Source organism: Micromonospora chaiyaphumensis, from assembly GCF_900091435.1.
GTDB lineage: Bacteria > Actinomycetota > Actinomycetes > Mycobacteriales > Micromonosporaceae > Micromonospora > Micromonospora chaiyaphumensis.
Genome location: NZ_FMCS01000009.1, coordinates 292269 through 315758 on the forward strand (window position 1 = coordinate 292269; position 23490 = coordinate 315758).

General features: G+C 74.5%; 21 protein-coding genes. 14 read left to right on the top strand and 7 right to left on the bottom strand.

Annotated elements, in window-relative coordinates; all coding sequences use genetic code 11:
* Positions 1 to 57: 57 nt before the first annotated feature.
* The gene (locus GA0070214_RS24015; RefSeq protein ID WP_091268361.1) at positions 58 to 1002 is read right to left on the bottom strand and encodes an SDR family NAD(P)-dependent oxidoreductase; all 945 of its coding nucleotides are present in this window, start codon (positions 1000 to 1002) and stop codon (positions 58 to 60) included.
* A 139-nt stretch (positions 1003 to 1141) separates the two neighbouring features.
* On the opposite strand from GA0070214_RS24015, the gene GA0070214_RS24020 reads away from it, so the two are divergent.
* From GA0070214_RS24020 to GA0070214_RS24045, 6 genes are all read left to right on the top strand, one after another.
* Complete coding sequence (locus GA0070214_RS24020) at positions 1142 to 2473, top strand: low temperature requirement protein A (protein WP_091268363.1); 1332 nt, start codon at positions 1142 to 1144, stop codon at positions 2471 to 2473.
* A gap of 97 nt (positions 2474 to 2570) precedes the next feature.
* On the top strand, positions 2571 to 3086 hold the full coding sequence (locus GA0070214_RS24025) for a hemerythrin domain-containing protein (protein ID WP_244167823.1): 516 nt from the start codon (positions 2571 to 2573) through the stop codon (positions 3084 to 3086).
* Positions 3083 to 3973, top strand: a complete 891-nt coding sequence (locus GA0070214_RS24030; protein WP_091268365.1) for an oxidoreductase — start codon at positions 3083 to 3085, stop codon at positions 3971 to 3973. The genes GA0070214_RS24025 and GA0070214_RS24030 overlap by 4 nt, the downstream gene beginning before the upstream one ends.
* A gap of 120 nt (positions 3974 to 4093) precedes the next feature.
* Positions 4094 to 5011 (top strand): LLM class flavin-dependent oxidoreductase, encoded by a 918-nt coding sequence (locus GA0070214_RS24035; protein ID WP_091268367.1) that lies wholly within the window; start codon positions 4094 to 4096, stop codon positions 5009 to 5011.
* 44 nt (positions 5012 to 5055) lie between these two features.
* A complete protein-coding gene (locus GA0070214_RS24040; RefSeq protein ID WP_091268369.1) occupies positions 5056 to 5562 on the top strand; it encodes a DinB family protein in 507 nt (168 codons plus the stop codon).
* A gap of 113 nt (positions 5563 to 5675) precedes the next feature.
* A complete protein-coding gene (locus tag GA0070214_RS24045) occupies positions 5676 to 6575 on the top strand; it encodes a TIGR01777 family oxidoreductase (RefSeq protein WP_091268371.1) in 900 nt (299 codons plus the stop codon).
* 25 nt (positions 6576 to 6600) lie between these two features.
* On the opposite strand, the gene GA0070214_RS24050 is transcribed toward GA0070214_RS24045, so the two are convergent.
* On the bottom strand, positions 6601 to 7818 hold the full coding sequence (locus tag GA0070214_RS24050) for an extracellular catalytic domain type 1 short-chain-length polyhydroxyalkanoate depolymerase (RefSeq protein ID WP_091268373.1): 1218 nt from the start codon (positions 7816 to 7818) through the stop codon (positions 6601 to 6603).
* A 189-nt stretch (positions 7819 to 8007) separates the two neighbouring features.
* Between GA0070214_RS24050 and GA0070214_RS24055 the strand changes: the two genes are divergently transcribed.
* The 4 genes from GA0070214_RS24055 to nadE all read left to right on the top strand — a co-directional run bounded on the left by GA0070214_RS24055 (position 8008) and on the right by nadE (position 11770).
* On the top strand, positions 8008 to 9822 hold the full coding sequence (locus tag GA0070214_RS24055) for a DUF6311 domain-containing protein (RefSeq protein ID WP_091268375.1): 1815 nt from the start codon (positions 8008 to 8010) through the stop codon (positions 9820 to 9822).
* 61 nt (positions 9823 to 9883) lie between these two features.
* Positions 9884 to 10531 carry a lipoyl(octanoyl) transferase LipB gene (lipB, locus tag GA0070214_RS24060; RefSeq protein ID WP_091268377.1) on the top strand — a complete coding sequence of 216 codons (648 nt, stop codon included), beginning with the start codon at positions 9884 to 9886 and terminating at the stop codon, positions 10529 to 10531.
* Between the two features lie 4 nt (positions 10532 to 10535).
* Positions 10536 to 10928, top strand: coding sequence for a VOC family protein (locus tag GA0070214_RS24065; protein ID WP_091268378.1), 393 nt, complete (start codon positions 10536 to 10538; stop codon positions 10926 to 10928).
* 17 nt (positions 10929 to 10945) lie between these two features.
* Positions 10946 to 11770 carry an ammonia-dependent NAD(+) synthetase gene (gene nadE / locus GA0070214_RS24070; RefSeq protein WP_091268380.1) on the top strand — a complete coding sequence of 275 codons (825 nt, stop codon included), beginning with the start codon at positions 10946 to 10948 and terminating at the stop codon, positions 11768 to 11770.
* Here the strand turns inward: nadE and GA0070214_RS24075 are convergent.
* Both GA0070214_RS24075 and aspS read right to left on the bottom strand, forming a co-directional pair.
* Positions 11767 to 12798 carry an FUSC family protein gene (locus GA0070214_RS24075; protein WP_091268382.1) on the bottom strand — a complete coding sequence of 344 codons (1032 nt, stop codon included), beginning with the start codon at positions 12796 to 12798 and terminating at the stop codon, positions 11767 to 11769. The two genes, nadE and GA0070214_RS24075, sit on opposite strands and share 4 nt — an antisense overlap.
* Before the next feature lie 67 nt (positions 12799 to 12865).
* Complete coding sequence (aspS, locus tag GA0070214_RS24080) at positions 12866 to 14152, bottom strand: aspartate--tRNA(Asn) ligase (protein WP_091268438.1); 1287 nt, start codon at positions 14150 to 14152, stop codon at positions 12866 to 12868.
* Between the two features lie 378 nt (positions 14153 to 14530).
* Between aspS and lipA the strand changes: the two genes are divergently transcribed.
* Together lipA and GA0070214_RS24090 are read left to right on the top strand one after the other, a co-directional pair.
* Positions 14531 to 15589 carry a lipoyl synthase gene (lipA, locus tag GA0070214_RS24085; protein ID WP_377463205.1) on the top strand — a complete coding sequence of 353 codons (1059 nt, stop codon included), beginning with the start codon at positions 14531 to 14533 and terminating at the stop codon, positions 15587 to 15589.
* Positions 15590 to 15649: 60 nt separating this feature from the next.
* Entirely contained in the window at positions 15650 to 17647 is a 1998-nt protein-coding gene (locus GA0070214_RS24090) for a DUF423 domain-containing protein (protein ID WP_244167824.1), read from the top strand.
* Here the strand turns inward: GA0070214_RS24090 and GA0070214_RS32860 are convergent.
* Both GA0070214_RS32860 and GA0070214_RS31985 read right to left on the bottom strand, forming a co-directional pair.
* Complete coding sequence (locus tag GA0070214_RS32860) at positions 17629 to 20583, bottom strand: helix-turn-helix transcriptional regulator (protein WP_279615666.1); 2955 nt, start codon at positions 20581 to 20583, stop codon at positions 17629 to 17631. The genes GA0070214_RS24090 and GA0070214_RS32860 overlap by 19 nt on opposite strands.
* A 200-nt stretch (positions 20584 to 20783) precedes the next feature.
* Positions 20784 to 20954, bottom strand: coding sequence for a hypothetical protein (locus tag GA0070214_RS31985; protein WP_167364328.1), 171 nt, complete (start codon positions 20952 to 20954; stop codon positions 20784 to 20786).
* 213 nt (positions 20955 to 21167) lie between these two features.
* Here GA0070214_RS31985 and GA0070214_RS24100 point away from each other — a divergent pair, with 213 nt between their 5' ends.
* Positions 21168 to 21857, top strand: coding sequence for a DUF4191 domain-containing protein (locus tag GA0070214_RS24100; RefSeq protein WP_091268389.1), 690 nt, complete (start codon positions 21168 to 21170; stop codon positions 21855 to 21857).
* Between the two features lie 65 nt (positions 21858 to 21922).
* Here GA0070214_RS24100 and GA0070214_RS24105 read toward each other — a convergent pair whose 3' ends face one another.
* A complete protein-coding gene (locus GA0070214_RS24105; protein WP_208602881.1) occupies positions 21923 to 22333 on the bottom strand; it encodes an RDD family protein in 411 nt (136 codons plus the stop codon).
* Positions 22334 to 22562: 229 nt separating this feature from the next.
* On the opposite strand from GA0070214_RS24105, the gene GA0070214_RS24110 reads away from it, so the two are divergent.
* Positions 22563 to 23490: glutamine synthetase beta-grasp domain-containing protein (locus GA0070214_RS24110; RefSeq protein WP_091268391.1), on the top strand; the 928-nt coding region annotated here is incomplete at its 3' end.

The following is a 23490-nucleotide window of genomic DNA, read 5'->3' on the forward strand; positions in this document are numbered from 1 at the left end:
CCGGCCCGAGAAAGGGGCGCGCGGCATCCGCCGCACGCCCCTTTCGTCGTTTCCGGGTCAGCCGCGCAGGTGCTCCTCGGAGACCTCCCAGAGCCGCTGGGCGGCCTCCGGGTCGCGCGCGTACGGGGCGTAGCCGGTGCGGGTGCCCGGCTGGTTCGGCCCGGCCTCCTGGCAGTCCTCGAAGTACCGGCCGCCGACCCCGGCGACCAGCGGCGAGGCGGCGACCAGCACCGACGTGGCCGCCCCCTGCTCGGGGTTCTTCCAGTACGCCGCACCGCCGCCGCTCTGGCTGCGCATCTGGTTCAGCTCCTCCTCGCTGATGTAGCGCTGGAGGTTGGTCCGGATCGCGCCCGGCATCAGCGCGTTGGTGTAGATCCCGTCGCCGGCCCAGCGCCGGGTGGCGTCCACCGCGAAGAGCACGTTCGCGGTCTTCGACTGCCCGTACGCCAGCCACGGGTCGTACGGCCGCTGCCGGAAGTGGATGTCCTCGAAGACCACCGGCGAGCGCAGGTGGGCCGCCGAGCTGACCGAGACGATCCGGGCGCCGCCCGCGGCGGCCAGGGACCGGTACAGCCCGGTGGCCAGCGCGAAGTGCCCGAGGTGGTTCGTCGCGAACTGCATCTCCCAGCCCTGCTCGGTGCGCAGCTCGGGCGAGGCCATGATGCCGGCGTTGTTCACGAGCATGTGCAACGGCCCGTCCCAGGTGCGGACGAAGGTGGCCACCGACGCGAGGTCGGCCAGGTCGAGCGGGGCGATCAGGATGCGGTCGTTACCCGTGGTGCCGGTGATGTCGGTGGCGGCGCGCTGCCCGGCTTCCGGGTTGCGCACCGCGAGGGTGACGTCGGCCCCGGCGGCGGCGAGCGCGCGGGCGGTCTCGACGCCGATCCCGGAGGCGCCGCCGGTGACGACGGCACGCCGGCCGGTCAGATCGAGGTCACGGACCACCTCCAGGGCGGTGGTCTCGCGGGAGTACGGCGTGCTGACGGGTGTGCTGGCGGTCATGATCCATCCTTCTCGGCGGCGGCCCGTGGTCCACGCGTCTTCCCAGGGTGGCGGCGACGTAACGCGGGACGGACTCCGCCACCGCCCGGCCTGAGCAGAATCCGGCCCGCGCCCGGCCGGGCGCTGACAGACTCGGCCGGTGAGCGGCTTCGGGTGGCGGGGGCGTCTCGGACCGGCCGTGCCGGTGGCGCCCGGGGCCCGGGTGGACCGGTTCGAGGTCTTCTTCGACCTCGTCTTCGTCTTCTCGTTCTTCATCATCACCCGGGCCACCGCGCTCCAGGTCAACGGCGGCGCACTGCTGCACGCGCTGCTGGTCCTCGCCGTGCTCTGGTGGTCGTGGGTGGTGCACAGCATCGTGGCCACCCGGATCCGGCTCGGCGAGGGCTTCGTGCCGGTCCTCATGACGGTCGGCATGGCGGCCCTGTTCACCTTCGCCCTGTCCCTGCCCAACGCGTTCCGGGATCCGCGTGGCAACGCGGCCGGGCCGATCGTCGCGGCGGTGAGCTACGCCGTGATCCGGGGCGTCCATCTGCTGCTCTACCTGCACGCCGTACGGGACAGTCCGCAGGAGCGCCGCCAGCTCCTCCGGTTCACCCCCGAACTGGTGGGCAGCACCCTGCTGCTGGGGGTGGCCGCCCTGGTCCCCCCGAAGATCGACGACCTCTTCTCGTCGGCGGCGGTCCGGGACGGGCTCTGGGCGACCGTCGTGCTGCTCCAGTACTCCACCGGCCTCATCGCCGGCACCTGGGGCTGGGGTGTCGCCTCCGCCGAGCACTGGACCGAGCGCTACGACCTCATCCTGATCATCGCGCTGGGCGAGTCGGTCATCTCGGTGGGCGTCGGCAGCAACCTGCTCGGCCAGCCGCCGACCTGGCCGGCCGTGGCGGCGGCCGTGCTCGGCATCTTCTTCACGGCGGCGCTGTGGTGGGCGCACTACGACATGATCGGGCCGGCCGCCCGGATCGCCCTGCACGCCGCCGAGGACGGCCCCCGCGTCGCCATGGCCCGGGACGCCTACGGGTACTTCTTCCTGCCGATGATCGCCGGCATCATCCTGTTCGCGCTCGGCGCGGAGATGATCGTGCACCAGGTCGCCGACCCGCACGTGCCGCAGCACCTGCCGGCTCACGGCTCCGGCGTACCGCTGCTCTTCGGCGGGGTGATCTGCTACATCTGCGGCAACATGCTCTTCCAGCTCCGCACCCTGCGGACCCTGAGCTGGACCCGGGTCGCCACCGTGCTGCTGCTCGCCGTGAGCATCCCGGTGGCCTCGCACCTGCCCGCGCTGGCCGCCCTCGCGCTACTGACCACGATCACCATCGGCATGGTGGCCGCCGAGGTGGTGGTCTTCGACGAGGGCCGGCGCGCGCTCCGCAGTCTCGTCTTCGAGGAGCGCACCAGCCACGAGGCCCACGAGGCCGCCTACCGGGCGCGCTGGCACGAGCCGCACGAACGCGACGAGGGCGAGTGATCGACGCACCCCGCCGCGCCTAGACTGGCGGCAGCGTCGCGTGTACCCGGTACGAAGACCGCCGTGGGCATGGAGGCGCGGGACGGCAGGGGACCATGTGCACCCATCCCACCCGCCGAGCGGACGGCTGACCGCGCTCGGCACCCAGTTGATCGAGATTCACCACTGGCTCCGCGAGGAGCTGGCCCGGCTCCGCGCGAGCCTCGACTCCCCCGGCGGCGGCACCGCCGCACTGACCCGGGAACTGCGGGCGCACTGCGTCGGGTTCTGCGCCGCGCTCGACCGCCACCACACCGGCGAGGACGGCCGCGCGTTCCAGGCCCTGGCCGAGCAGGCGCCCGAGCTGCGCCCGGTGCTCGCCGAGCTCGGCGCGGACCACCGGATCGTCGCCGACCTGCTGCGCCGGATCGACGCCCTGCTCGCCGGGGCGGCCGACGGCCGGGCCGTCCGCGCCGAGCTGGACGGGCTCGCGGCGCTGCTGGAGTCGCATTTCAGCTACGAGGAGCGGAAGATCGTCACCGCGTTGAACCGGCTGGCCGGTGACCCCGTGGAACTGCTCGGCAGCGCGCCACCCGACAACGGGAACCTTCTCGAACGGACGGAGACCGCATGACCATCGACACCGTCGACGCCGCCGCGGCCGGCACCTGGCGGCTCGGCGACCGCACCGTCAACCGGATCGGTTTCGGCGCGATGCGGCTGACCGCGAACGCCGACGGCAGCCCCAGCGACCGGGACCGGGCGGTGGCGGTGCTGCGCCGCGCGGTCGAGCTGGGCGTCAACCACATCGACACCGCGGCCTTCTACTTCTCGCCGCTGCGTTCGGCCAACGAGCTGATCAACCGGGCGCTGTCGCCGTACCCGGAGGACCTCACCATCGTCACGAAGGTCGGGCCGGGCAAGGACCTGTCCGGCCAGTGGCTGCCGATGGCCCGGCCGGACCAGCTCCGTGGCCAGGTCGAGGAGAACCTGCGCCAGCTCGGCCGGGACCACCTCGACGTGGTGAACCTCCGGGTGTACGGCCCGGAGCCGCTGGCCGAGCACTTCGGCGCGCTCGCCGAGCTGCGCGACGCCGGCCTGATCCGGCACCTCGGCGTCTCGGCCGTGACGCTCGGCCAGGTCGCCGAGGCGCGCGCCATCGCCCCGGTGGTCTGCGTGCAGAACTCGTGGGGCCTGGGCTACCGCCGCAGCAACGACGCGCTGATCCGGGACTGCGCCGCGCACGGTACGGCGTTCGTGCCGTTCTTCTCGCTCGCCACCAGCGGGCGGGAGGCCGGGGCGAGCGGCGAGGAGCACGACGAGGTGCGCGCCGTGGCCCGGGAGCACGGGGTGACCCCGGCGCAGGTGCGGCTGGCCTGGACGCTGCGGCAGGGGCCGAACGTGCTCGCGATCCCGGGCACCGGCAACCCGGCGCACCTGGAGCAGAACATCGCCGCCGGCGCCCTGCGGCTCACCGACGACGACCTGTCCCGCCTGGCCGCCGTGCACGAGGCCGCCTGAGAGAAGGGCCCCCGGTACAACGCCTGGCGTTGTACCGGGGGCCTTCCTGACGGTTCGGCCCTCGGCAGAATCGGCCGCGCGGACTGGCTGGGACCGTGGGGCTGCGGCAATGCTGGGCCGATGGCGATCTTCTCCGTGCAGGCCCGACCCACCGACGCGGCGAGCTGGACCGACCTGGCCCGGCGGGTCGAGGCCGCCGGCTTCGACGCGCTGCTGGCCGCCGACCACCCGGGGCACGGCGCGTCGCCGTTCGTGGCGCTCGCCGCCGCGGCGGCGGTGACGTCGACGCTCGGCCTCGGCTCGTACGTGTCGAACGCCGGCGTGCGGGAACCGATCCTGCTCGCCACCGACGTGGCCACCCTGGACGTGGTCTCCGGCGGCCGGGCCCGGCTCGGCCTCGGCGCCGGGCACACCCCGGCCGAGTGGCGGGCCGTCGGCCGCGAACGCCCCGACGTGGCCACGCGGGTCCGCCGCTGCGTCGCGGTCGCCGAGGCCGTGCAGGCCCTGCTCGCAGGCGAGGAGGTCACCGTGGACACCCCGGAGCTGGCCGCCCACGCGGCCCGGCTCACCGAGCTGCGGCCGGTCCAGCACCGGGTGCCGCTCACCATGGGTACGGCCAACTCGACGCTGCTGCGCTGGGCCGGCGCGCACGCCGACGTGGTCGGCCTGACCGGCTTCGGGCGTACCCTCGCCGACGGCCACCAGCACGACGTGCGGTGGCGGGCCGACCAGATCGAGGCGCAGCTCGCGCACGTGGCGGCCGGGGCGGCCGGGCGGGAGGTGCCGCCCGTCCTGGAGGCCCTCGTGCAGCAGGTGACGGTGACCGACGACGCGGAGGCCGCCGCGGCGGCGATCGCCGCCGACACCGGGCTGACCGTCGCCGACGTGCTCGCCACCCCGTTCGTGCTGATCGGCACGGCGGAGGAGATCGTCGCCGCCGTCGCCGGGCACCGGCGCCGCTGGGGGGTCACCCGCTTCGTGGTACGCACCGACGCCGTCGACCAGATCGGACCGCTGCTCCCCCGGCTGGGCGGCTGATCCGGGGGCACCCACCGCACGTCGAACACGCGTACGATGCGGGCGTGAACGACGAACGGTTCGCGCTGCCGGCCACCGTGGACGAACGGACGCTGCTGGAGACCTTCCTGGACTTCCAGCGTGCGGCCCTGGTCCGCAAGTGCGCCGGGCTCACCGACGCCCAACTGCGGCTACGGCCGGTGCCCTCGTCCGGTCTGTCGCTGATCGGCCTGGTCCGGCACCTGGCCACCGTGGAGCGGTGGTATTTCCAGGCCGTGCTCGCCGACGCCTTTCCCGGCGACCTCTTCGACCTCACCGACGACCCGGACGCCCCGTTCACCGCCGTCGCCGGGGCCACCGGCGCGGAGACCTTCGCCCTGTGGCGGGCCGAGGTGGCCGCCTCGCGGCGGATCACCGCCGAGCGCCCGCTGGACGCGGCCGGCCGCCACCCCGCCACCGGCGCCGCCCACTCGTTGCGCTGGATCCTCGCGCACATGATCGACGAGTACGCCCGCCACCTCGGGCACGCCGACATCCTGCGCGAGGCGATCGACGGCCGCACCGGGGAGTGAACGGCGGCTCACGCCGCGAGCGTCGGGAAGGTCAGCGGGCAGGAGCCGCGAACGACGAGTGAGTGATTTCGCTCAACGCAGCCAAGTCCGGATACGTACACGAAGATATGCCCATGCGGATCCTCATGGCCGGAGTGTCCGGCTTCCTCGGCACCCGACTGGTCGACCGACTCACCACCGACGGGCACCAGGTCACCCGCCTGGTCCGCCGTGCGCCGCGCACCCCCGATGAGCGGCAGTGGAACCCGTCCGCCGCCCAGCTCGACCCGCAGGTCGTGGCCGACGCCGACGCGGTCGTCAACCTGGCCGGCGCCGGGGTGGGCGACAAGCGCTGGAACGACGCGTACAAGGGTCTGATCCGGTCCAGCCGGGTGGACAGCACCACCACGCTCGCGATCACCGTCGCCGGGCTGCCCGCCGCCGACCGGCCCGCGGTGCTGGTCAACGCCTCCGCCGTCGGCTGGTACGGCAACACCGGTGACCGGACCGTCGAGGAGGACTCGCCGGCCGGCGACGGCTTCCTGGCCGACGTCTGCCGGGTCTGGGAGGCGGCCACCCGCCCGGCCGAGGACGCCGGGACCCGGGTGGTGCGGCTGCGCACCGGGCTGCCGCTGCACCGCGACGGCGGCCTGCTCAAGCCGCAGCTGCTGCCGTTCCGGCTGGGTGTCGGCGGCAAGCTGGGCAACGGCCGGCAGTGGCTGCCGTGGATCTCGATGCACGACTGGCTGGACGCGGTGGCTTTCCTGCTGGCCCGCGACGACCTCGCCGGCCCCGTCAACGTGGTCGGCCCGGCACCGGTCACCAATGCCGAGTTCACCCGGGAGCTGGCCCGCCAGCTGCACCGGCCGGCGATCATGCCGATCCCCGCGGTGGCCCTGAAGGTCGCCCTCGGCGGCTTCGCCCACGAGGCGCTCACCAGCACCCGGGTCCTGCCCGGCGTGCTCGGCAAGGCCGGCTTCGCCTGGACTCACCCGGACCTGCCGGGCGCGCTGCGCGCCGCCCTCGCCGGGTGAGCCGGCGAGGGCGGCGGCGGCACGGTCAGCAGCCGATCACCCAGTAGGCGGGGCCGGTCTGCTTGAGGGTGCTCGTGTAGAAGGTGTTGTAGAGGCCCATCCGCTGGTTGCTGCCCAGCGCGTAGGCGTAGCCGCCGGACTGGTAGGCGCGGCCCGCCGTGACGTGCGCGTAGTTGCTGGCGGTCACGCACACCGGCGCGGTGGTCGGGGTCGGGCTCGGGGTCGGCGACGCGGTCGCCGTCGGGGTCGGGGTCGGGGTGCCGCCGCCCCCGTTGAGCCCGAAGAAGAGCGCGTCCCGGTAGGTCGAGCAGATCGTGTCGAGGAAGTACGCCCCGGCGGTGCCGCACTGGTCGGCCGCCGAGCCCGGGTCGACCGGCGTGCCGTGGCCCATGCCGGAGACCCGGTAGAGCCGCACCTGGTCGCTGCCGTAGACCTCCAGGCTCGTGCCGCCCGGCAGCGAGGCGGTGCTGGTCGGGGTCTGCGAGACGCCCAGCACGTTGGTCCACTGGTCCCGCGACTCGGCGGCGTTCAGCGGCGCCACGGTGGTGTCCGAGGTGCCGTGCCAGACGGCCACCCTGGGGCGCTTGCCGGTGTAGCCGGCGTACGCGTTGCGGACCAGGTCGCCCCACTGCGCCGGGGTCTTGTCGACTCCCGGGTTCATGCAGCTGAAGGCGTTGGTCATGCTCGTGGCGCAGCGGTAGGGGATCCCGGCGATCACCGAGCCGGCGGCGAAGACGTCCGGGTAGGTGGCGAGCATGACGGCGCTCATGGCGGCGCCGGCCGACAGGCCGCTCACGTAGACCCGGCTGCCGTCGACGGAGTAGTTGGCCTTGGCGTAGTCGACCATCTGCTTGACCGACAGCGCCTCGCCCTGGCCCCGGGCGGTGTCCCCGGTCTCGAACCAGTTGAAGCAGGAGTTGGCGTTGTTGGCCGAGGGCTGCTGCGGCACGATCAGCGCGAACTTCCACTGGTCGGCGTACTTCTGCCAGCCGGAGTTGGTGAAGTAGGTTGAGGCGTTCTGGGTGCAGCCGTGCAGCAGCACCACGGCGGGGGCGTTGGCCGGCAGGCCGTCGGGGCGGTAGGCGTACATGGCCAGGTTGCCGGGGTTCGAGCCGAAGCCGGTCACCTGGGTGAGCGCGGCGGCCTGCGCGGGCAGGGCGGCGACGAGGACGGCGGCCGCGGCCAGCACGACCCCGGCCGCCACCCCGGCCAGGCGGGTGAGAAGGGATGAGGAGCGGCGCACGGCGACCTCCTGACGGCGAATTGTGAACTGGGTCACCTTCGAGTTGCCGCGACGTTACGTCCGCGTTTCACGCTCCCGGAATGGCCGCCGCTCACACATTCATGAACGCCGAAGTGTGCGGGCGGCTTCGCGCCGACCGGCTTTCGTGTCTGACCGGCGTGTCCAGGTCCGGTTGGTAACGTCCGCTGCGTGCCGTTCTCCCCGTCCCTGGCCACCGGCCCGTCGACCGCGCCCGCCCGGAACCGGCGTGCCGACCTCGTGCTGGTGCTCGCCGCGGTGGCCCTCGCCATCTGGGTGACCAGCGGGATGTGGCGGGACCCGAACACCCGCACCATCACCGTGAACTCCAGCGACCAGGCCCTCTTCGAGTGGCTGCTGGCCTTCGGCGGGCACGCCGTGACCCACGGGGAGAACCCGCTCTTCACCCACCTGATCAACGTCCCGGACGGGGTGAACCTGGCGGTCAACACCTCGATCACCGCGTACGCGGTGGTCTTCGCGCCGCTGACGTACCTCATCGGGCCGCCGGCGACGTTCCTGGTGATCCTCACGCTCAACCTCGCGGCCACCGCGGTGGCCTGGTACTGGCTGCTCAGCCGGCACCTCGTCGCCAGCCGGCTGGCCGCCGGGGTGGGCGCGCTCTTCATCGCCTACTGCCCGGCCATGGTGTCGCACGCCAACGCGCACCTGAACTGGACCGCCGGCTGGCTGGTGCCGCTGCTCGTCTGGGGCGTGTTCCGGCTGCGCCGCCCCGGGCGCGCGGTCGCCGGCGGGGTCGTGCTCGGCGTGCTGGTGGCGCTCGCCTTCTCGATCGCCGCCGAGGGGCTCTTCTTCACGGCCCTGGCGCTCGCCCTGTTCCTGCTGGTGTGGGCGCTGCACCGGGTCCGCCGGGAGGAGGTGCGGGCCGCGCTGCCGAGCTTCCTGCGCGGGCTCGGGGTGACCGCGCTCGTGTCCGGGGTGCTGCTGGCGTACCCGCTGTGGCTGCACTTCGCCGGGCCGCAGCGGTTCCACGGCACCGGCTTCGACCCGATGATCCACTCCGAGGACATCGCCGCGTACGGGTCGTACCCGCGCCGGTCGCTGGCCGGCTGGGCCGGGCTCGGCACCTCCCTGGCGCCCAACCCGACCGAGGAGAACTCCTTCTTCGGGATCCCCCTGCTGCTGCTCGCGGTGGCCTGCTTCGTCCTGCTCTGGCGGCGCGCCGACCGGGCGTTCCGGGCCACGCTCACCGCGCTCGGGGTGACCGCGCTGGTCTTCGCGGTGCTCTCCTGGGGGCCCACGGCCAAGTGGAACGGCCGGCGCACGGACCAGTTGCTGCCGTTCGGGGTGCTGGACAACCTGCCGGTGATCAACGCGGCGCTCCCCTCCCGGCTCGCCCTGGTGGTGGCCCCGGTGATCGGGCTGCTGCTGGCGTACGCCGTCGACACGCTGCGCGCCCGGCCGCCCCGGCACCGCTCCACCGAGCTGGTCTGGGCGCTCGGCTTCGCCGCCGCGCTGCTGCCGCTGCTGCCCACCCCGCTGCTCACCCACGTCCGGGAGCCGGTGCCGGCGTTCATCACCACCGGCGCCTGGCAGCGCTACGTCTCCCCCGGCGGGGTGCTCACCCCGCTGCCGCTGACCGTGGACATCTACCCGGACGGCCAGCGCTGGCAGGCGTACGCCCTGGCGCACCGGCAGGGCGAGTTCCGCATCCCGGCCGGCTTTTTCCTCGGCCCCGGCGGGCCGGACGGCCGGGGCCGGATCGGGCCGGTGCCGCGCACGTTCAGCGCGCTGGTGGACCAGGCCGGGCGGACCGGGCTGGTGCCGATCATCACCGACGGCAGCGTCCGGGAGGCGCGGGCCGACCTGCGCTACTGGGGGGTCGAGACGGTGGTGCTGGCCGACCGGGTGCACGGGGCCAAGTTCGACGTCGACGAGGAGGCGGTGCGCCGCACCGCCACGGCGCTGCTCGGCCCGCCCGAACGGGTCGAGGACGTCTGGGTCTGGCGGGTGCCGCCGGCCTGACCGCCGGCCGGTGGCGCGGCTCACGCGCTCCGGTCGGGGCCCGCGGGACTAGGCTGGACGGGTGAGCGTGACGACTTCCGGGCTGACCGCCGTCCGTGCCGGCCTGCTCGACTACCAGGCCGCCTGGGACGAGCAGCGCCGGCTGCACGAGGCCGTGGTGGCCGGCGAGCGGGGCGACACCGTGCTGCTGCTGGAGCACCCCAGCGTCTACACCGCCGGCAAGCGGACCGAGCCGTGGGACCGGCCGATGGACGGCACCCCGGTGATCGACGTGGACCGCGGCGGCAAGATCACCTGGCACGGCCCGGGGCAGCTGGTCGGCTACCCGATCGTCAAGCTGCCCGACCCGGTCGACGTGGTGGCGTACGTCCGGCGCACCGAGGAGCTGCTGATCGACGTCTGCGCCGAGTTCGGGCTGGCCGCGGGCCGGGTCGAGGGGCGCAGCGGCGTCTGGGTCCCGGAGGACGACCGGGGGCCGGCCCGCAAGGTGGCCGCCATCGGCATCCGGGTGGCCCGGGGCGTGACCCTGCACGGCTTCTCCATCAACTGCGACTGCGACCTCGGCCACTTCGACCGCATCGTGCCGTGCGGCATCCGCGACGCCGGCGTCACCTCGCTCACCGCCGAGCTGGGCCGCACCATCACGGTCGCCGACGTGCTGCCGGTGGTCGAGCGGCACCTGCCGACCCTGGTCACGGTCCAGGACTGACCGGGTGCGGATCGATCTCGTCACCCTGGTCGTCGCCGACTACGACCCGGCCATCGCGTTCTTCACCGAGGTGCTCGGCTTCGAGCTGAGCGAGGACAAGCCGTCCCTGACCAACGACGGCCGGCCGAAGCGCTGGGTGGTGGTCCGCCCGCCGGGCGGCGGCACCGGGCTGCTGCTGGCCCGCGCCGACGGTGAACGGCAGGCGGCCGCCGTGGGCGACCAGACCCACGGCCGGGTGGGCTTCTTCCTCCAGGTCGACGACTTCGACGCCACCTACCGGCGGATGGTCGAGGCGAAGGTCGAGTTCGTGAAGCCCCCGCGCACCGAGCCCTACGGACGGGTCGCCGTCTTCCGCGACCTCGCCGGCAACCCCTGGGACCTGCTCGGTCCCGCCTGACGAGGAGAGGACCCCCGATGACCGACGTGATGTCGACCCAGCAGCGGATCGCCGAGGAGCTGCGGGTGCCGGCGACCTTCGACGCCGCCGAGGAGATCGAGCGCCGCGTCGTCTTCCTCGCCGACCGCCTCGTCGACACCGGCCTGACCACGCTGGTCCTGGGCATCAGCGGCGGCGTCGACTCGACCACGGCCGGCCGGCTCTGCCAGCTCGCCGCGGAACGGGCCCGCGCCGCCGGTCACCCGGCCGTCTTCGTCGCCATGCGCCTGCCGTACGGGGTGCAGGCCGACGAGCACCACGCCCAGAGGGCGCTGGAGTTCATCCGCCCGGACCGGCTGCTCACGGTCGACGTCAAGCCGGCCGCCGACGCCGCCCTGGACGCGCTGGTCGCCGGCGGGCTGACCTTCCGCGACGCCGCCCAGCAGGACTTCGTGCTCGGCAACGTCAAGGCCCGGCAGCGCATGATCGCCCAGTACGCGGTGGCCGGCGCGGAGGGCGGGCTGGTGGTCGGCACCGACCACGCCGCCGAGGCGGTCACCGGCTTCTTCACCAAGCACGGCGACGGCGCGGCCGACCTGGTCCCGCTGACCGGGCTGACCAAGCGGCGGGTGCGGGCACTGGCCGCGGCGCTCGGCGCGCCCGCCGAGCTGGTCGGCAAGGCGCCCACGGCAGACCTGGAGAGCCTGGCCCCGGGCAAGCTCGACGAGGACGCGCTCGGCCTGGCCTACGAGCACATCGACGACTACCTGGAGGGCCGGCCGGTGCCGGCGGAGGTGGAGGCGGCGCTGGTGGACCGCTACCGCGCCACCGAGCACAAGCGCCAGCTCCCGGTCGCGCCCTAGGTGGGACCGTCGTCGTGCGGGCCGGCGGCGAGCCGCGCCCGCAGCCACGGCTCGCAGAGCACGATCGCGCCGCCGACGATCCCGCCGATCACCGTCTCCACGCCCCGGTCGTAGAGCAGCTGCCCGGCCGGCCGGGCCACGGCGAGCTGGCCCATGAGCAGCGCCATCGGCGTGATGAACAGCAGCGCCAGCCCGTAGTTGCGGCCCACCAGCAGCTCGGTGACGATCTGGAGCACCGCGACCACCAGCACGACGGCGTACGGCGACAGCGCGAGCGCGAGCAGCACCGCGCTGGTGAGCAGCCCGAGCAGCGTGCCGAGGATCCGGTGCGCGGCGCGGACCAGCTGGGCGGTGACCCCCGCCGCGCTGAGCGGGGCGACGGCCGCCACCATCGCCCAGTACGGGTGGCCGATCCCGACGGCGGTCGCCACGCCGCCGGCCACCACCACGGCCAGGGCGCAGCGCACCGGCTGCCAGGTCCACACGTGCGCGAGCCGGGCCGGCCGGCTCCGCTGCCGCCGCAGCACACTGCCCACGTTGCCGACCAGCAGGGAGAACAGGGCGCTCGCCCCGGCCAGCGCGGCGGCGACCGGCACGTCCGACACCGCGTGCGGAGCCGAGGCGACCGCGCCGAACGCGAACACCAGGAACAGCGGCCCGGGCGGGTGCCAGTCCTGGGCGGCGGCCAGCACCGCGCCCAGCGCCGCGACGGCCGCGGCCACCGGCACGGCGACCCACGCCCGGGACGGCAGCGCGCCGACCAGCACGCCGAGGACGACCGTCGCGGTGAGGGCCGCCCCGGCGCTGGCCTGCATGGCGGCCCGGGACAGGTGCACGTGGTTGCGGCCGTAGAGCGAGGTGAACGCCCCGAAGACCGCGTACACGGACCAGCCCGGCCGGCCGGCGGCGAGCACCGCGAGCAGCGGCACGAGGACGCTGATCCCGGCCCGCAGCGCGACCCGGTGCGCGCCGGGCGCCGGCCGCACGTGCAGCAGGCCGCGCAGCGTCGCCCGCACCTGCTCACCCATGCCGCCCCTCACCTTCCGGCCGCCGCCGCGACCCGGGGTACCCGGATCGCGGCGGCGTGATCCCCGGTCAGGGGGTGAGCCGGTGCAGGTCCCGGGGGAAGGCGGTCACCTCCCGCACGTTGGCCGCGCCGGTGAGCCGCGCGACGAAGCGTTCCAGCCCGATGGCGAAGCCCCCGTGCGGCGGCATGCCGTGCCGGAACGCGTCCACGTACCCGGCGTACGGCTCCACCGGCTCACCGCGCGCCGCCAGGGCGGCCAGGTAGTCCTCGTGGCGGTGCAGCCGCTGCCCACCGGTGACCAGCTCCATCCCGCGAAACAGCAGGTCGAAGCCGTTGGAGTACGCGGGCCGGGCCGGGTCCGGGTGGGTGTAGAACGGCCGCTTCGCCATGGGGTACCCGGTCACGAAGAGGAAGTCCGAGCCGTGCTCGCGGCGCGCCCACTCCCCCAGCGCCCGCTCGTGCGCCGGCGCGAGGTCCGGCTCGTCGGCCGGCGCCCCGGCGATCTTCAGCGCCTCGGTGAAGTGCACGGCCGGGATCTCGGCGGGCACCTCGGGCAGGGTGCGGCCCAGGGTGGCGAGTGACCCGCCGGCCCGCGCCCCCACCTCGGCCAGCATGCCGGCCAGGGTCTCCCGCAGCACGGCCATCACGTCCCGGTGGTCGGCGACGAAGCCCAGCTCGACGTCGAGCGAGGTGTACTGGGCCAGGTGCCGGACGGTGTCGTGCGGCTCGGCGCGGAACACCGGCCCGACCTCGTAGACCCGCTCGAAGACGCCGACCATGAGCTGCTTGTAGAACTGCGGCGACTGGGCCAGGTACGCGGGCCGCCCGAACCAGTCCAGCGCGAACACGTTCGCCCCGCTCTCGGTCGACGAGGCGACCACCTTCGGGGTGTGGACCTCCACGAACCCGCGGGCGTCCAGGGCGGACCGGAAGCCGGCCACCGCCGCCGCCGAGATCCGCAGCGCGGCGGAGCGGGTCGGGTGGCGCAGCGCGGTGGGCGCGTGGTCGAGCTGGGTGGGCAGGGTGGCGGTGAGCACCGGCCGGTACAGGTCGAACGGCGGCGGGACGGCGGGCGGGCCGAGCGGGCGTACCGTCGGCTCGGCCACCTCGACCCCGGCGGGCGCCGTGGCGTTCGCGACCACCGTGCCGGTGACCTCGACGACGGTCTCCTCGGGCAGCGACTCTACGGCCGCGCGCACGGCGGGGTCGGTGACCACCACCTGGGCCAGGCCGGCGGCGTCCCGCACGATGAGGAAGGCCACCGACTTGAGCAGCCGGCGGCGGTGCACCCAGCCGGCGATCCGCACGGATTCGCCGATGTGGTGGGTGAGCTGGGAGGACAGGATGCGTTGCACGGCGGTTACCTCCTTGGTCACTCGCAACGCCTTCGCCGCCCTCGGGCGGCGAAGCATCACCTCAGCCCGGGGAGGTGTGGGCGAGCGGGAAACCTCGCGGTGCCACCACACCTTCACCCTCCGCCTCGGCGGAGGGCCTCGTTCGTCGCCCGTGACGGGGGCCAGCCGGCGGGGTCTACTAGGCGGGTGGACCGCCGTTCTTCCCGCAGCTCGGGAGGGTCTTCACGCACCGGCGCCAGACCGCCTCTCAGCAACCGGCGGCTCTCTGCGCTGGCGGGTCGGCGCGCTACTCGGCTCCGTCGCAGCTCTGCCCGGCACGCTAGCACCCGTCCCCGGCCCGTGTGACGGGGATTTCTGGTGGCTGGTGTCCGGTGTCACATGATTCCGGGCGTGACGGCGGTCGCCCGAGGTCCATCGACGGCCACCGACCGGCGTACGCTCGGCCTTGTGACGATCGAGCACTCCGCGCCGACGACTGAGCAGGCCGCGCGCACCGCAACCGTCGCCCCCGAGGGGCGGCGCATGCTGCGGATCGAGGCGCGCAACGCCGAGACGCCGATCGAGCGCAAGCCGCCGTGGATCAAGGTCAAGGCCAAGATGGGCCCGGAGTACACCCAGCTGCGCGGGCTCGTCTCGCGCGAGGGGCTGCACACCGTCTGCCAGGAGGCCGGCTGCCCCAACATCTACGAGTGCTGGGAGGACCGGGAGGCCACCTTCCTCATCGGTGGCGACCAGTGCACCCGGCGCTGCGACTTCTGTCAGATCGACACGGGCAAGCCCGCCGAGTTCGACGCCGACGAACCCCGCCGGGTCGCCGAGTCGGTCGCCGCCATGGGCCTGCGCTACGCCACCATCACCGGCGTGGCCCGCGACGACCTGCCCGACGGCGGCGCCTGGCTCTACGCCGAGACGGTCCGGCAGATCCACGCCCTGCAGTCCGGCTGCGGCGTCGAGCTGCTGATCCCCGACTTCAACGCGGTGCCCGAGCAGCTCGCCGAGGTGTTCGGCGCCCGGCCCGAGGTGCTCGCGCACAACGTCGAGACCGTGCCGCGGATCTTCAAGCGGATCCGCCCCGCGTTCCGCTACGAGCGCTCCCTCGACGTGATCCGCCAGGCGCGCGCCGACGGCCTGGTCACCAAGAGCAACCTGATCCTCGGCATGGGCGAGGAGCGGGCCGAGGTCTCCCAGGCGCTGCGCGACCTGCACGAGGCCGGCTGCGAGCTGATCACCATCACCCAGTACCTGCGCCCCTCCCCCCGGCACCACCCGGTCACCCGCTGGGTCAAGCCGGAGGAGTTCGTCGAGCTGCGCGAGGAGGCCGAGGAGATCGGCTTCGCCGGCGTGATGAGCGGCCCGTTGGTCCGCTCGTCGTACCGGGCCGGGCGGCTCTACCAGCAGGCGCTCGCCGCCCGCGACGAGGTCGTGGCCGCCGGCTGAGGCCGGCCGTCCACCGCGTCACCCACCGCCGGCCGCCCGCCGGATGCCATGATCCCAGGGATGACCGCCGGGGTACGCCAGGAGCCACGCGAGGCCACCCGCCCGCGTACGCCCCGGCGTACCCGGCTGCCGGCACTGCTCGCCCTGCTGGCCGGGCTCGCCGGGGTCGGCTACCGGCTGGCGCTGCTGCTCGCCGACGTGCCGCCCGGAAACAGCGACGAGGCGACCATGGGGCTGGCCGCCCTGCACATCGCCCGCGGCGAGGACTTCCCCGTCTGGTTCTACGGGCAGGCCTACATGGGCACGCTGGAGGCGTACCTGGCCGCGCCACTGGTCGCCCTGGCCGGGCCGTCGGTGCTGGTCCTGCGGCTGCCCACCCTCGCCCTGTACGCCCTCTTCCTCGCCCTGTCCTGGCGGCTCACCCGCCGGCTCGGCGGCGACCGCTGGTACGCCCTGCTGGTCGTCGCCGTGCTCGCGCTCGGCTCCGACCGGGTGCTCAAGAACCAGCTCATCGCGGGGGGCGGCTACCCGGAACTGAACCCGGGCGGGGTGGCGGTGGCGCTGCTCACCGTGGGGCTGTGCGCGGGCGGCTCGCGAGGGCTCTCCCGCCGGGCGGTCGTGGATGGGCCGGCGGCGCGGCTCGCTCTGCCGCCGGGCGGGTCCGAGCCGGCTGCGCGCCTTCCTGTTCGGGCGGGAGCGTCCGGGCTGGCGCGGTGGGCGGCCTGGGGGCTGGTTGCCGGGTTGCTGCTCTGGGTCGATCCACTGATCCTGCCGTTCGTGCTGGCGCTCGGCGCGGTGCTGGTGCTGTGGCGCCGGCGAGAGCTGGTCGGGCGCGCCGGGGCAGCCCTGGCGGGAGGGCTGCTGCTGGGCGCGGCGCCGATGCTGCTGGACAGCCTCCGGCACGGCCGCGACCCGCTCGCCGCCGTGCTGACCGCCAGCGGCGCCGATGCCGCGGCGAGCTGGGGCGAGCGCCTGCACGGCGGGCTGGTCCTCGGGCCGCCGCTGGCCATGGGCTTCTGCTCCCCCGGCCACTGCGCCGGGTGGCAGCTCTGGTGGGCGCCCACGTTCCTCGTCCTGCTGCTGCTCGCGGCGATCGCCGCCTGGCGCACCCTCCGCCGACCCGCGCCGCCCGTGTCGCCTGCCGCGCCGGAAGCGGCGTCCGTCGCGTCCGCGGATCTTGGAGAGTTTCCGTTCGCTGCGAACGACAAATCTCCAAGATCTGGCGGTGGTCCCGCTGACGTGCCGGGCGAATGGGCGTCTGCGGCCGTGCGGCTGGCGCTGCTCGCCGCGGCGGCGGCGGTGCTGGCGGCGTATGCGCTGAGCAACGCCGCCGGGCGGGCCCCGATGGAGAGCGCCCGTTACCTCTCGGTGCTCGCGGTCGCCATGCCAGCCCTGCTCTGGCCCCTCTGGTCCGCTGCCCGCCGGGCCGGCCTGTGGCCCCGCCCCGCCAAGCCCTACCAGCCGGGCGAGCCGGCGGGGACCGGCCGAGCCGGCCACCACCTCGGCGACCTCGCGGGATCCGACCCGGCCGGCCAGCACCTCGGCGAGCTGGCGGGATCCGACCGGCCCGGATACCGCCACGTCGGCGATCCGGAGTCGATCATCCCGAGCGCGGGCGGCCGGAAGCGGATCCGGGCGGCCGGGGTGACGGCGGTCGCCGTACTGGCGGGGATGCTGGGGACCGGGGCGGTCGCCACGGCGGGCGCGGTCGGGACCGTGCCGGCCACCCACGCGGAGGCCGAACGGCACCGGATACTCGTCGACGCCCTCGGCGACCTGAACCTGCGCCACGTCCGCGCCGGCTACTGGACCTGCAACCGCCTCGCCTTCGCCAGCGGCGAGGAGGTGCGCTGCGCGGTGGTCGACGACGAGCTGCGCCCCGGGTTCGACCGGCTGCCGGAATACCGGCGGGCGGTGGACGCCGACCCGGGCGCGGCCTGGGTGGCCCCGGCCGGGTCGCCGCTGGCCGCCCGGCTGGACGGGCGGCTCGGACCCGGCCCGGACGGGCTGAGGGTGGTCGACGTCCCGGGCTGGCGGATCTACCTGCCCCGCCGCTGAGCCGGCGTGGCGGGTGGCGCCGGTTCGAGCAGGCCGAGGCGGTACGCCAGGGCGGCGGCCTCCACCCGGTTGGTCACGTCCAGCTTGGCGATGATCCGGGACACGTGCACGCTCGCCGTCTTCGGCGAGATGAAGAGCTGCTCGGCGATCCGGCTGTTGCTGTGCCCCTCGGCGACCAGCCGGAGGACCTCCTGCTCCCGGCTGGTGAGCAGGTCCGGACCGGGCCGGCCGGTGCCGCGCAGCCCGACCCGCCGGGCCAGGGTGGCGGCCTGCTCGCCCAGCGGGGCGGCGCCGAGCCGGGTGGCGATGTCGGCGGCCTCGCGGACGGCGTCGGCGACCTCGTCCCGCTCGCCGGCCGCCGCGGCGGCCTCGGCCAGCGCGAGCAGCGCCCGGCCCAGCGGATACGGCTGCCCGACCGCGCGCCACCGCGCGACCGCCGCCCGCCAGGCCGGCAGCGCCGCACCCGAGGCGGGACCGCCTCCGGAGGACGGACCGGTCGCGGGACCGATGCCGGTGAGGATCGCGGTGACCTGGGCGGCGTAGGCCTCCTCCGCCGGATAGCGGGCGGGAAGCGCGGCGGCCACCGCGGACGCCTCGGCGGCCAGCCCGGCGTCACCCACCAGCGCGGCGGCGCGGGCGACCGCGCTGACCACGGGCCAGGCCTCCCGGGGCAGGTCGACCAGGCGCTCGTCGGCCAGGGCGGCCCGGCTCGCGGCGAGCGCGTCCACCTTGTCGTCCGCCGCCAGGGCGGCCTCGATGCGCAGCTCGCGCAGCGGCAGCCGGTGGTTCGGCCAGAGGTAGGGCCGGGCCAGGAAGGCCAGCGCCCGGCCGACCAGCTCGTCGGCGGCGGGATGCGCCCGGGCCAGCCGCAGCCCCGCCCGGAGCTGGAGCCAGTGCAGCCCGGAGACGCCGGGCGGGTCGATGCGGGCGGCCTCCGCGCACGCCGCGTCGGCCTCGTCCCAGCGGCCGAGCGCGATGAGCGCCTCGGCCCGGTTCGACAGCAGGTACGCCCCGGTCGAGCGGCTGATCCCGACCCGGCGCGCCTCGCTCACCCCGGCCGCGGCGGCCTCCTCACTCTCGGCGTAGCGGCCCAGTTCGTAGAGCACGTCGGAGAGGTAGACCAGGGCGCTGACCAGCGCCGGGGCGTTGCCGGTGGCCCGGGCGAGGGCCTCGGCCCGGCGCAGCTCGGACAGGCCCAGGTCGGGTGCCTTGTCGGTGCGGCAGAGCAGGGCGATCCGGGTGGGCAGCAGGGCGACGTCCTCGCCGATCGCCTCCGCCGCGGCCATCGCCTCGTCGGCCACCGAGGCGGCCTGCTCGGGGTCGATCTTGACCAGGTGGGCCGCGATGTCGGCGAGCAGCCGCACCCGCTCCGGCGTGTCCGCCACCCCGGCCGCCAGCCGGTACGCCTCGCGTACCTCGGCGGTGCCGTCGCTCTTGCCGAGCAGGGCGAGGTGCCGGCCGCGCCGGTAGAGCAGGCCGGCGGCGCGCAGCGGCTCGGCGGCGGTGTCCACCTCGGCCAGCCCGGCGCGGGTCAGGGTGAGCGCCCGGTTGTAGTCCCCCGCCGTGGTGGCCGCGGCCAGGGTCTCCTCCAGCACGCGCAGGTGGTCCATGCCGAGGCGGTCGGCGGCGTCGGGCACCAGCTCCCACAGTTCGAGGACCCGTTCCAGCAGCCGGCTCTGCTCGGCGTACGCGTAGCGGTCGGCGGCGGCAGCGGCGGCGGTCCGGGCGGCGATGAGGGCGCGCGGGTGGTCGTGTGCCGCGTACCAGTGGTGGGCGATCTCGGCCGGGGCGCGACCGGCGGCCACCAGGTGCGGCTGCGCCTCGATGGCGGCGGCGTACCGGGCGTGCAGCCGGGCGTGCTCACCCGGGAGCAGGTCGTCGTGGACGGCCTCGCGCACCAGCGCGTGCCGGAACTCGTAGTCGCCGTCCGGGTCGGCCACCACGAGCTGGCCGGCCACGGCGGCGCGCAGCGCGTCCTCCAGCTCGGCCTCGGGCAGGCCGGCCACCTCGGCGAGGAGCTGGTGGGCGAAGCGGGTGCCGCCGGCGGCGGCGATCCGCAGCACCCGCTGGGCCGGCTCGGGCAGCCGGTCCACGCGGGCCAGCAGCAGGTCGCGAAGCGTCTCGGGCAGCACGGCGCAGCCGACCGGGTCGCCGGCCGCGGCCAGCTCCTCGATGAAGAACGGGTTCCCCTGGGTACGCCCGTGCACGTCGTCGACGGCGCGGGCGGCCGGCTCGGCGCCGAGCAGGTCGGCGAGGATGGCCGCGGTGCCGTCCCGGTCCAGCCGGCCCAGCTCGACCCGGTCCACGCCCCGGGCCCGGTCCAGCTCGGCGAGGAAGGGACGCAGCGGGTGGCCTCGGTGCAGCTCGTCGGTGCGGTAGGTGCAGACCAGCAGCAGGCGGGTCGCCCGGGCGGCCCGGACCAGGAAGCCGATCAGGTCGCGGGTGGAGCGGTCGGCCCAGTGCAGGTCCTCGATCAACAGCACCAGCGGCCGCTCCTCGGCGAGCCGCCGGAACAGGTCGGCGACCAGGTCGAACAGGTAGCCGCGCGGGGTGTCGGAGACGGGCAGCCCGGCCGGTGCGGCGGCTCCCGCCGGCACCCGGGCCAGCTCGGGCAGCAGCCGGGCGAACTCCGCCTCGTAGCCGGCGAAAGCGGCCGGACCGTCGTGGCGCAGCACGTCGCGCAGCGCGGCGGCGAACGGCGCGAAGGGCAGGCCGGCCTCGCCGAGTTCCAGGCACTGGCCGATGAGCAGCCGCGCGCCGGCCGCGGAGGCGTGCGCGCCGAACTCCTCCAGCAGCCGGGTCTTGCCGACCCCGGCCTCGCCGCCCACCAGCACGGTCGCCGGGTCCCCGGCCCGGGCCCGGCCGAGCGCCTCGCGCAGGCCGGTCAGCTCGGACTGGCGGCCCACGAGGACGGTGCTGGCGGCGCGTACGGTCACGCCGTCGAGCATGCCATGACGCACGCCCGCTCCGGCCCGGCCGACCGGCCCGTTCCCCGCCGGCCCGGCCGCCCCCGTGACGGCCGGACCGGCGGCCGCACCATTCCCGTCGGCGACGGCCGGACCGGCGTCCCTTGGACCCGGTCCGGCCGCATCGGACGAGGTGACGGTGGGCTGGGGCGCCGGCAGCGCCGGGGCGGTCACCGGCGGGTGTCGGAGACGCGGGCGGCGTGCTGCCGGCGGCCCAGCCAGCCGCGCGGGTGGCGGCGGGGCAGGGACCGGGCGAGCCGGTCGCGGGCCGCGTCGGCCTGCAGCTCGGAGGCGTGGCTGCGGTGGATGCTGAGGAGCAGGTCTGCGTCGTTGCCGAACATCTCGGTTCTCCTGTCGTGCGGTGTCTGTCGCTGTCGACACTGACTTTCCGCGCGAAGGTGCCCCCGGGGCATGGGTGCGCTGCCTGATCTTCGGCCGCTCCCCCTCCTTACTCAGCGGCCTCAGCCGGCCGGCGGCGACGTAAGGTACTCAGCCGCGCGGCTAGGGGCGGCCACGGATCAACGGGCCGCGCGCCGACCACTAGACTCTTCGGCATGGCAAAGCCCCAGGAGAAGGTCTCGTTCGGCCAGCGGCTGAAGCAGATCGGGATGGTGTTCCAGTTCACCGCCAAGCAGGACCGGTGGTTCGCGCCACTGACCGCGGCGGCGGTGCTGATTCCGCTCGCGCTCACCGTGGTCGCGGTGCTCCTCTGGGGCTGGATCTGGCTGCCGATCGGCATCCTGTTCATCCTGCTCGCCGTGCTGATCGTGCTCAACCTGCGGTCCAACAAGGCGATGATGAACGCCGCCGAGGGGCAACCCGGCGCCGCGGCCCAGATCATGGAGAGCATGCGGGGCGACTGGCGGGTCACCCCGGCGGTCAGCTCCACCACGCAGATGGACATGGTGCACCTGGTGATCGGCCGGCCGGGCGTGATCCTGCTGGCCGAGGGCAACCCGCAGCGGGTGCGCGGCCTGCTCGGCCAGGAGAAGCGCCGGCTGGCCAAGGTGATCGGTTCCGCACCGCTGCACGACTACGTGATCGGGCAGGGTGAGGGCGAGCTGCCGATCCGCAAGCTGCGGATGACGCTGATGCGGCTGCCCCGCAGCCTCGCCCCGAAGGACGTCAACGCCCTCGACAAGCGGCTCAAGGCGCTCACCGCCCGCCCGCAGATGCCCAAGGGCGCGATCCCGAAGAACATGCGGCCGCCGCGGGGCGCGTTCCGCCAGACCCGGGGTCGCTGACCCCCGTCGTACGCGAGAAGGAGCCGGACCCCCGCGGGGCCGGCTCCTTCGTCGTGCGGGCCGGGTCAGCGGCGAGCGGGGCGGGGGGCGTCGGCGATGACCGACCCGGTGAGCCGGTCGTGCAGGCCGCGCCGGTGCCCGTCCATGATCAGAGCGGGCACCACGAGGGCCAGCAGCACACCCCGCAGCAGCGCCCGGACCAGCCCGATCCGGCCCCCGTCGGCCCAGGACAGGCAGCGGATCCGGGTGATGTACATGCCGGGGGTCTGGGCGAAGAGGCCGAGGAAGAAGCCGTACTCCAGGATCAGCACCAGGACCGGCGCCCAGCCGTCGCGGACCGGGTCGGCGAAGAAGTTGGCGATCAGCAGGCAGAGCACCCAGTCGATGAGCAGGGCGCCGAAGCGGCGGCCGATGCTCGGGGGCGTGAAGGTCGGGTCCGCGGCGGGCGGCACCGGCGCGGCGGCGGTATCGGTCACAGCGGCCAGGGTAGCCAGCGGCCCCGGGCTGCCGGGTACGCCGGTCGGCACCGAGCGGGGAACAGGACCAAAGCCACCAAACGGCGCCAGACCGGTGGCGTTGAGCGGCCGGGATGACGCTCCGCGAGGGACGTAACACGGCGGAAACAGAGGAGACACGGCCGGGCAACCCCGCGGCCATAGCGTCGCCAGGTAGACAGCGACCGGAGTGGACCCGCCAGGAGGACCTGTGTTCGCCAATCCCGAGGAACTGCTGCGTTACCTCAAGAACGAGGACGTGAGGTTCGTCGACGTTCGTTTCTGTGACCTGCCCGGCGTGATGCAGCACTTCAACCTGCCGGTCGAGTCCGTCGACGACAGCCTGTTCACCGACGGCCTCGCGTTCGACGGTTCGTCGATCCGCGGCTTTCAGGCGATCCACGAGTCGGACATGCTGCTGCTGCCGGACGTGGCGACCGCCTTCATCGACCCGTTCCGGGCGCAGAAGACCCTCGCGCTCAACTTCTTCATCCACGACCCGTTCACCCGCGAGGCCTACTCCCGGGACCCGCGCAACGTGGCCAAGAAGGCCGAGGCGTTCCTGGCGGCGAGCGGCATCGCCGACACCGCCTACTTCGGCGCCGAGGCCGAGTTCTACATCTTCGACTCGATCCGCCACGAAACCTCGGCGCACCAGTCGTTCTACTACATCGACTCCATCGAGGGCGCCTGGAATTCCGGCCGTGAGGAGGCCGGTGGGAACCGGGGTTACAAGACCGCCTACAAGGGCGGCTACTTCCCCGTGCCGCCGGTGGACCACTACGCCGACCTGCGCGACAGCATCGTGCGTCGCCTGGTCGACACCGGCTTCACCGTGGAGCGCTCACACCACGAGGTCGGCACCGCCGGCCAGTCGGAGATCAACTACAAGTTCTCCACCCTGCTGCACGCCGCCGACCAGCTGCAGCTGTTCAAGTACATCGTGAAGAACGAGGCGTGGGCCAACGGCAAGACGGCCACGTTCATGCCGAAGCCGCTGTTCGGGGACAACGGCTCGGGCATGCACACCCACCAGAGCCTCTGGCTGGGCGGCGAACCCCTGTTCTACGACGAGACCGGCTACGCCGGCCTGTCCGACACGGCCCGCTGGTACATCGGTGGTCTGCTGCACCACGCCC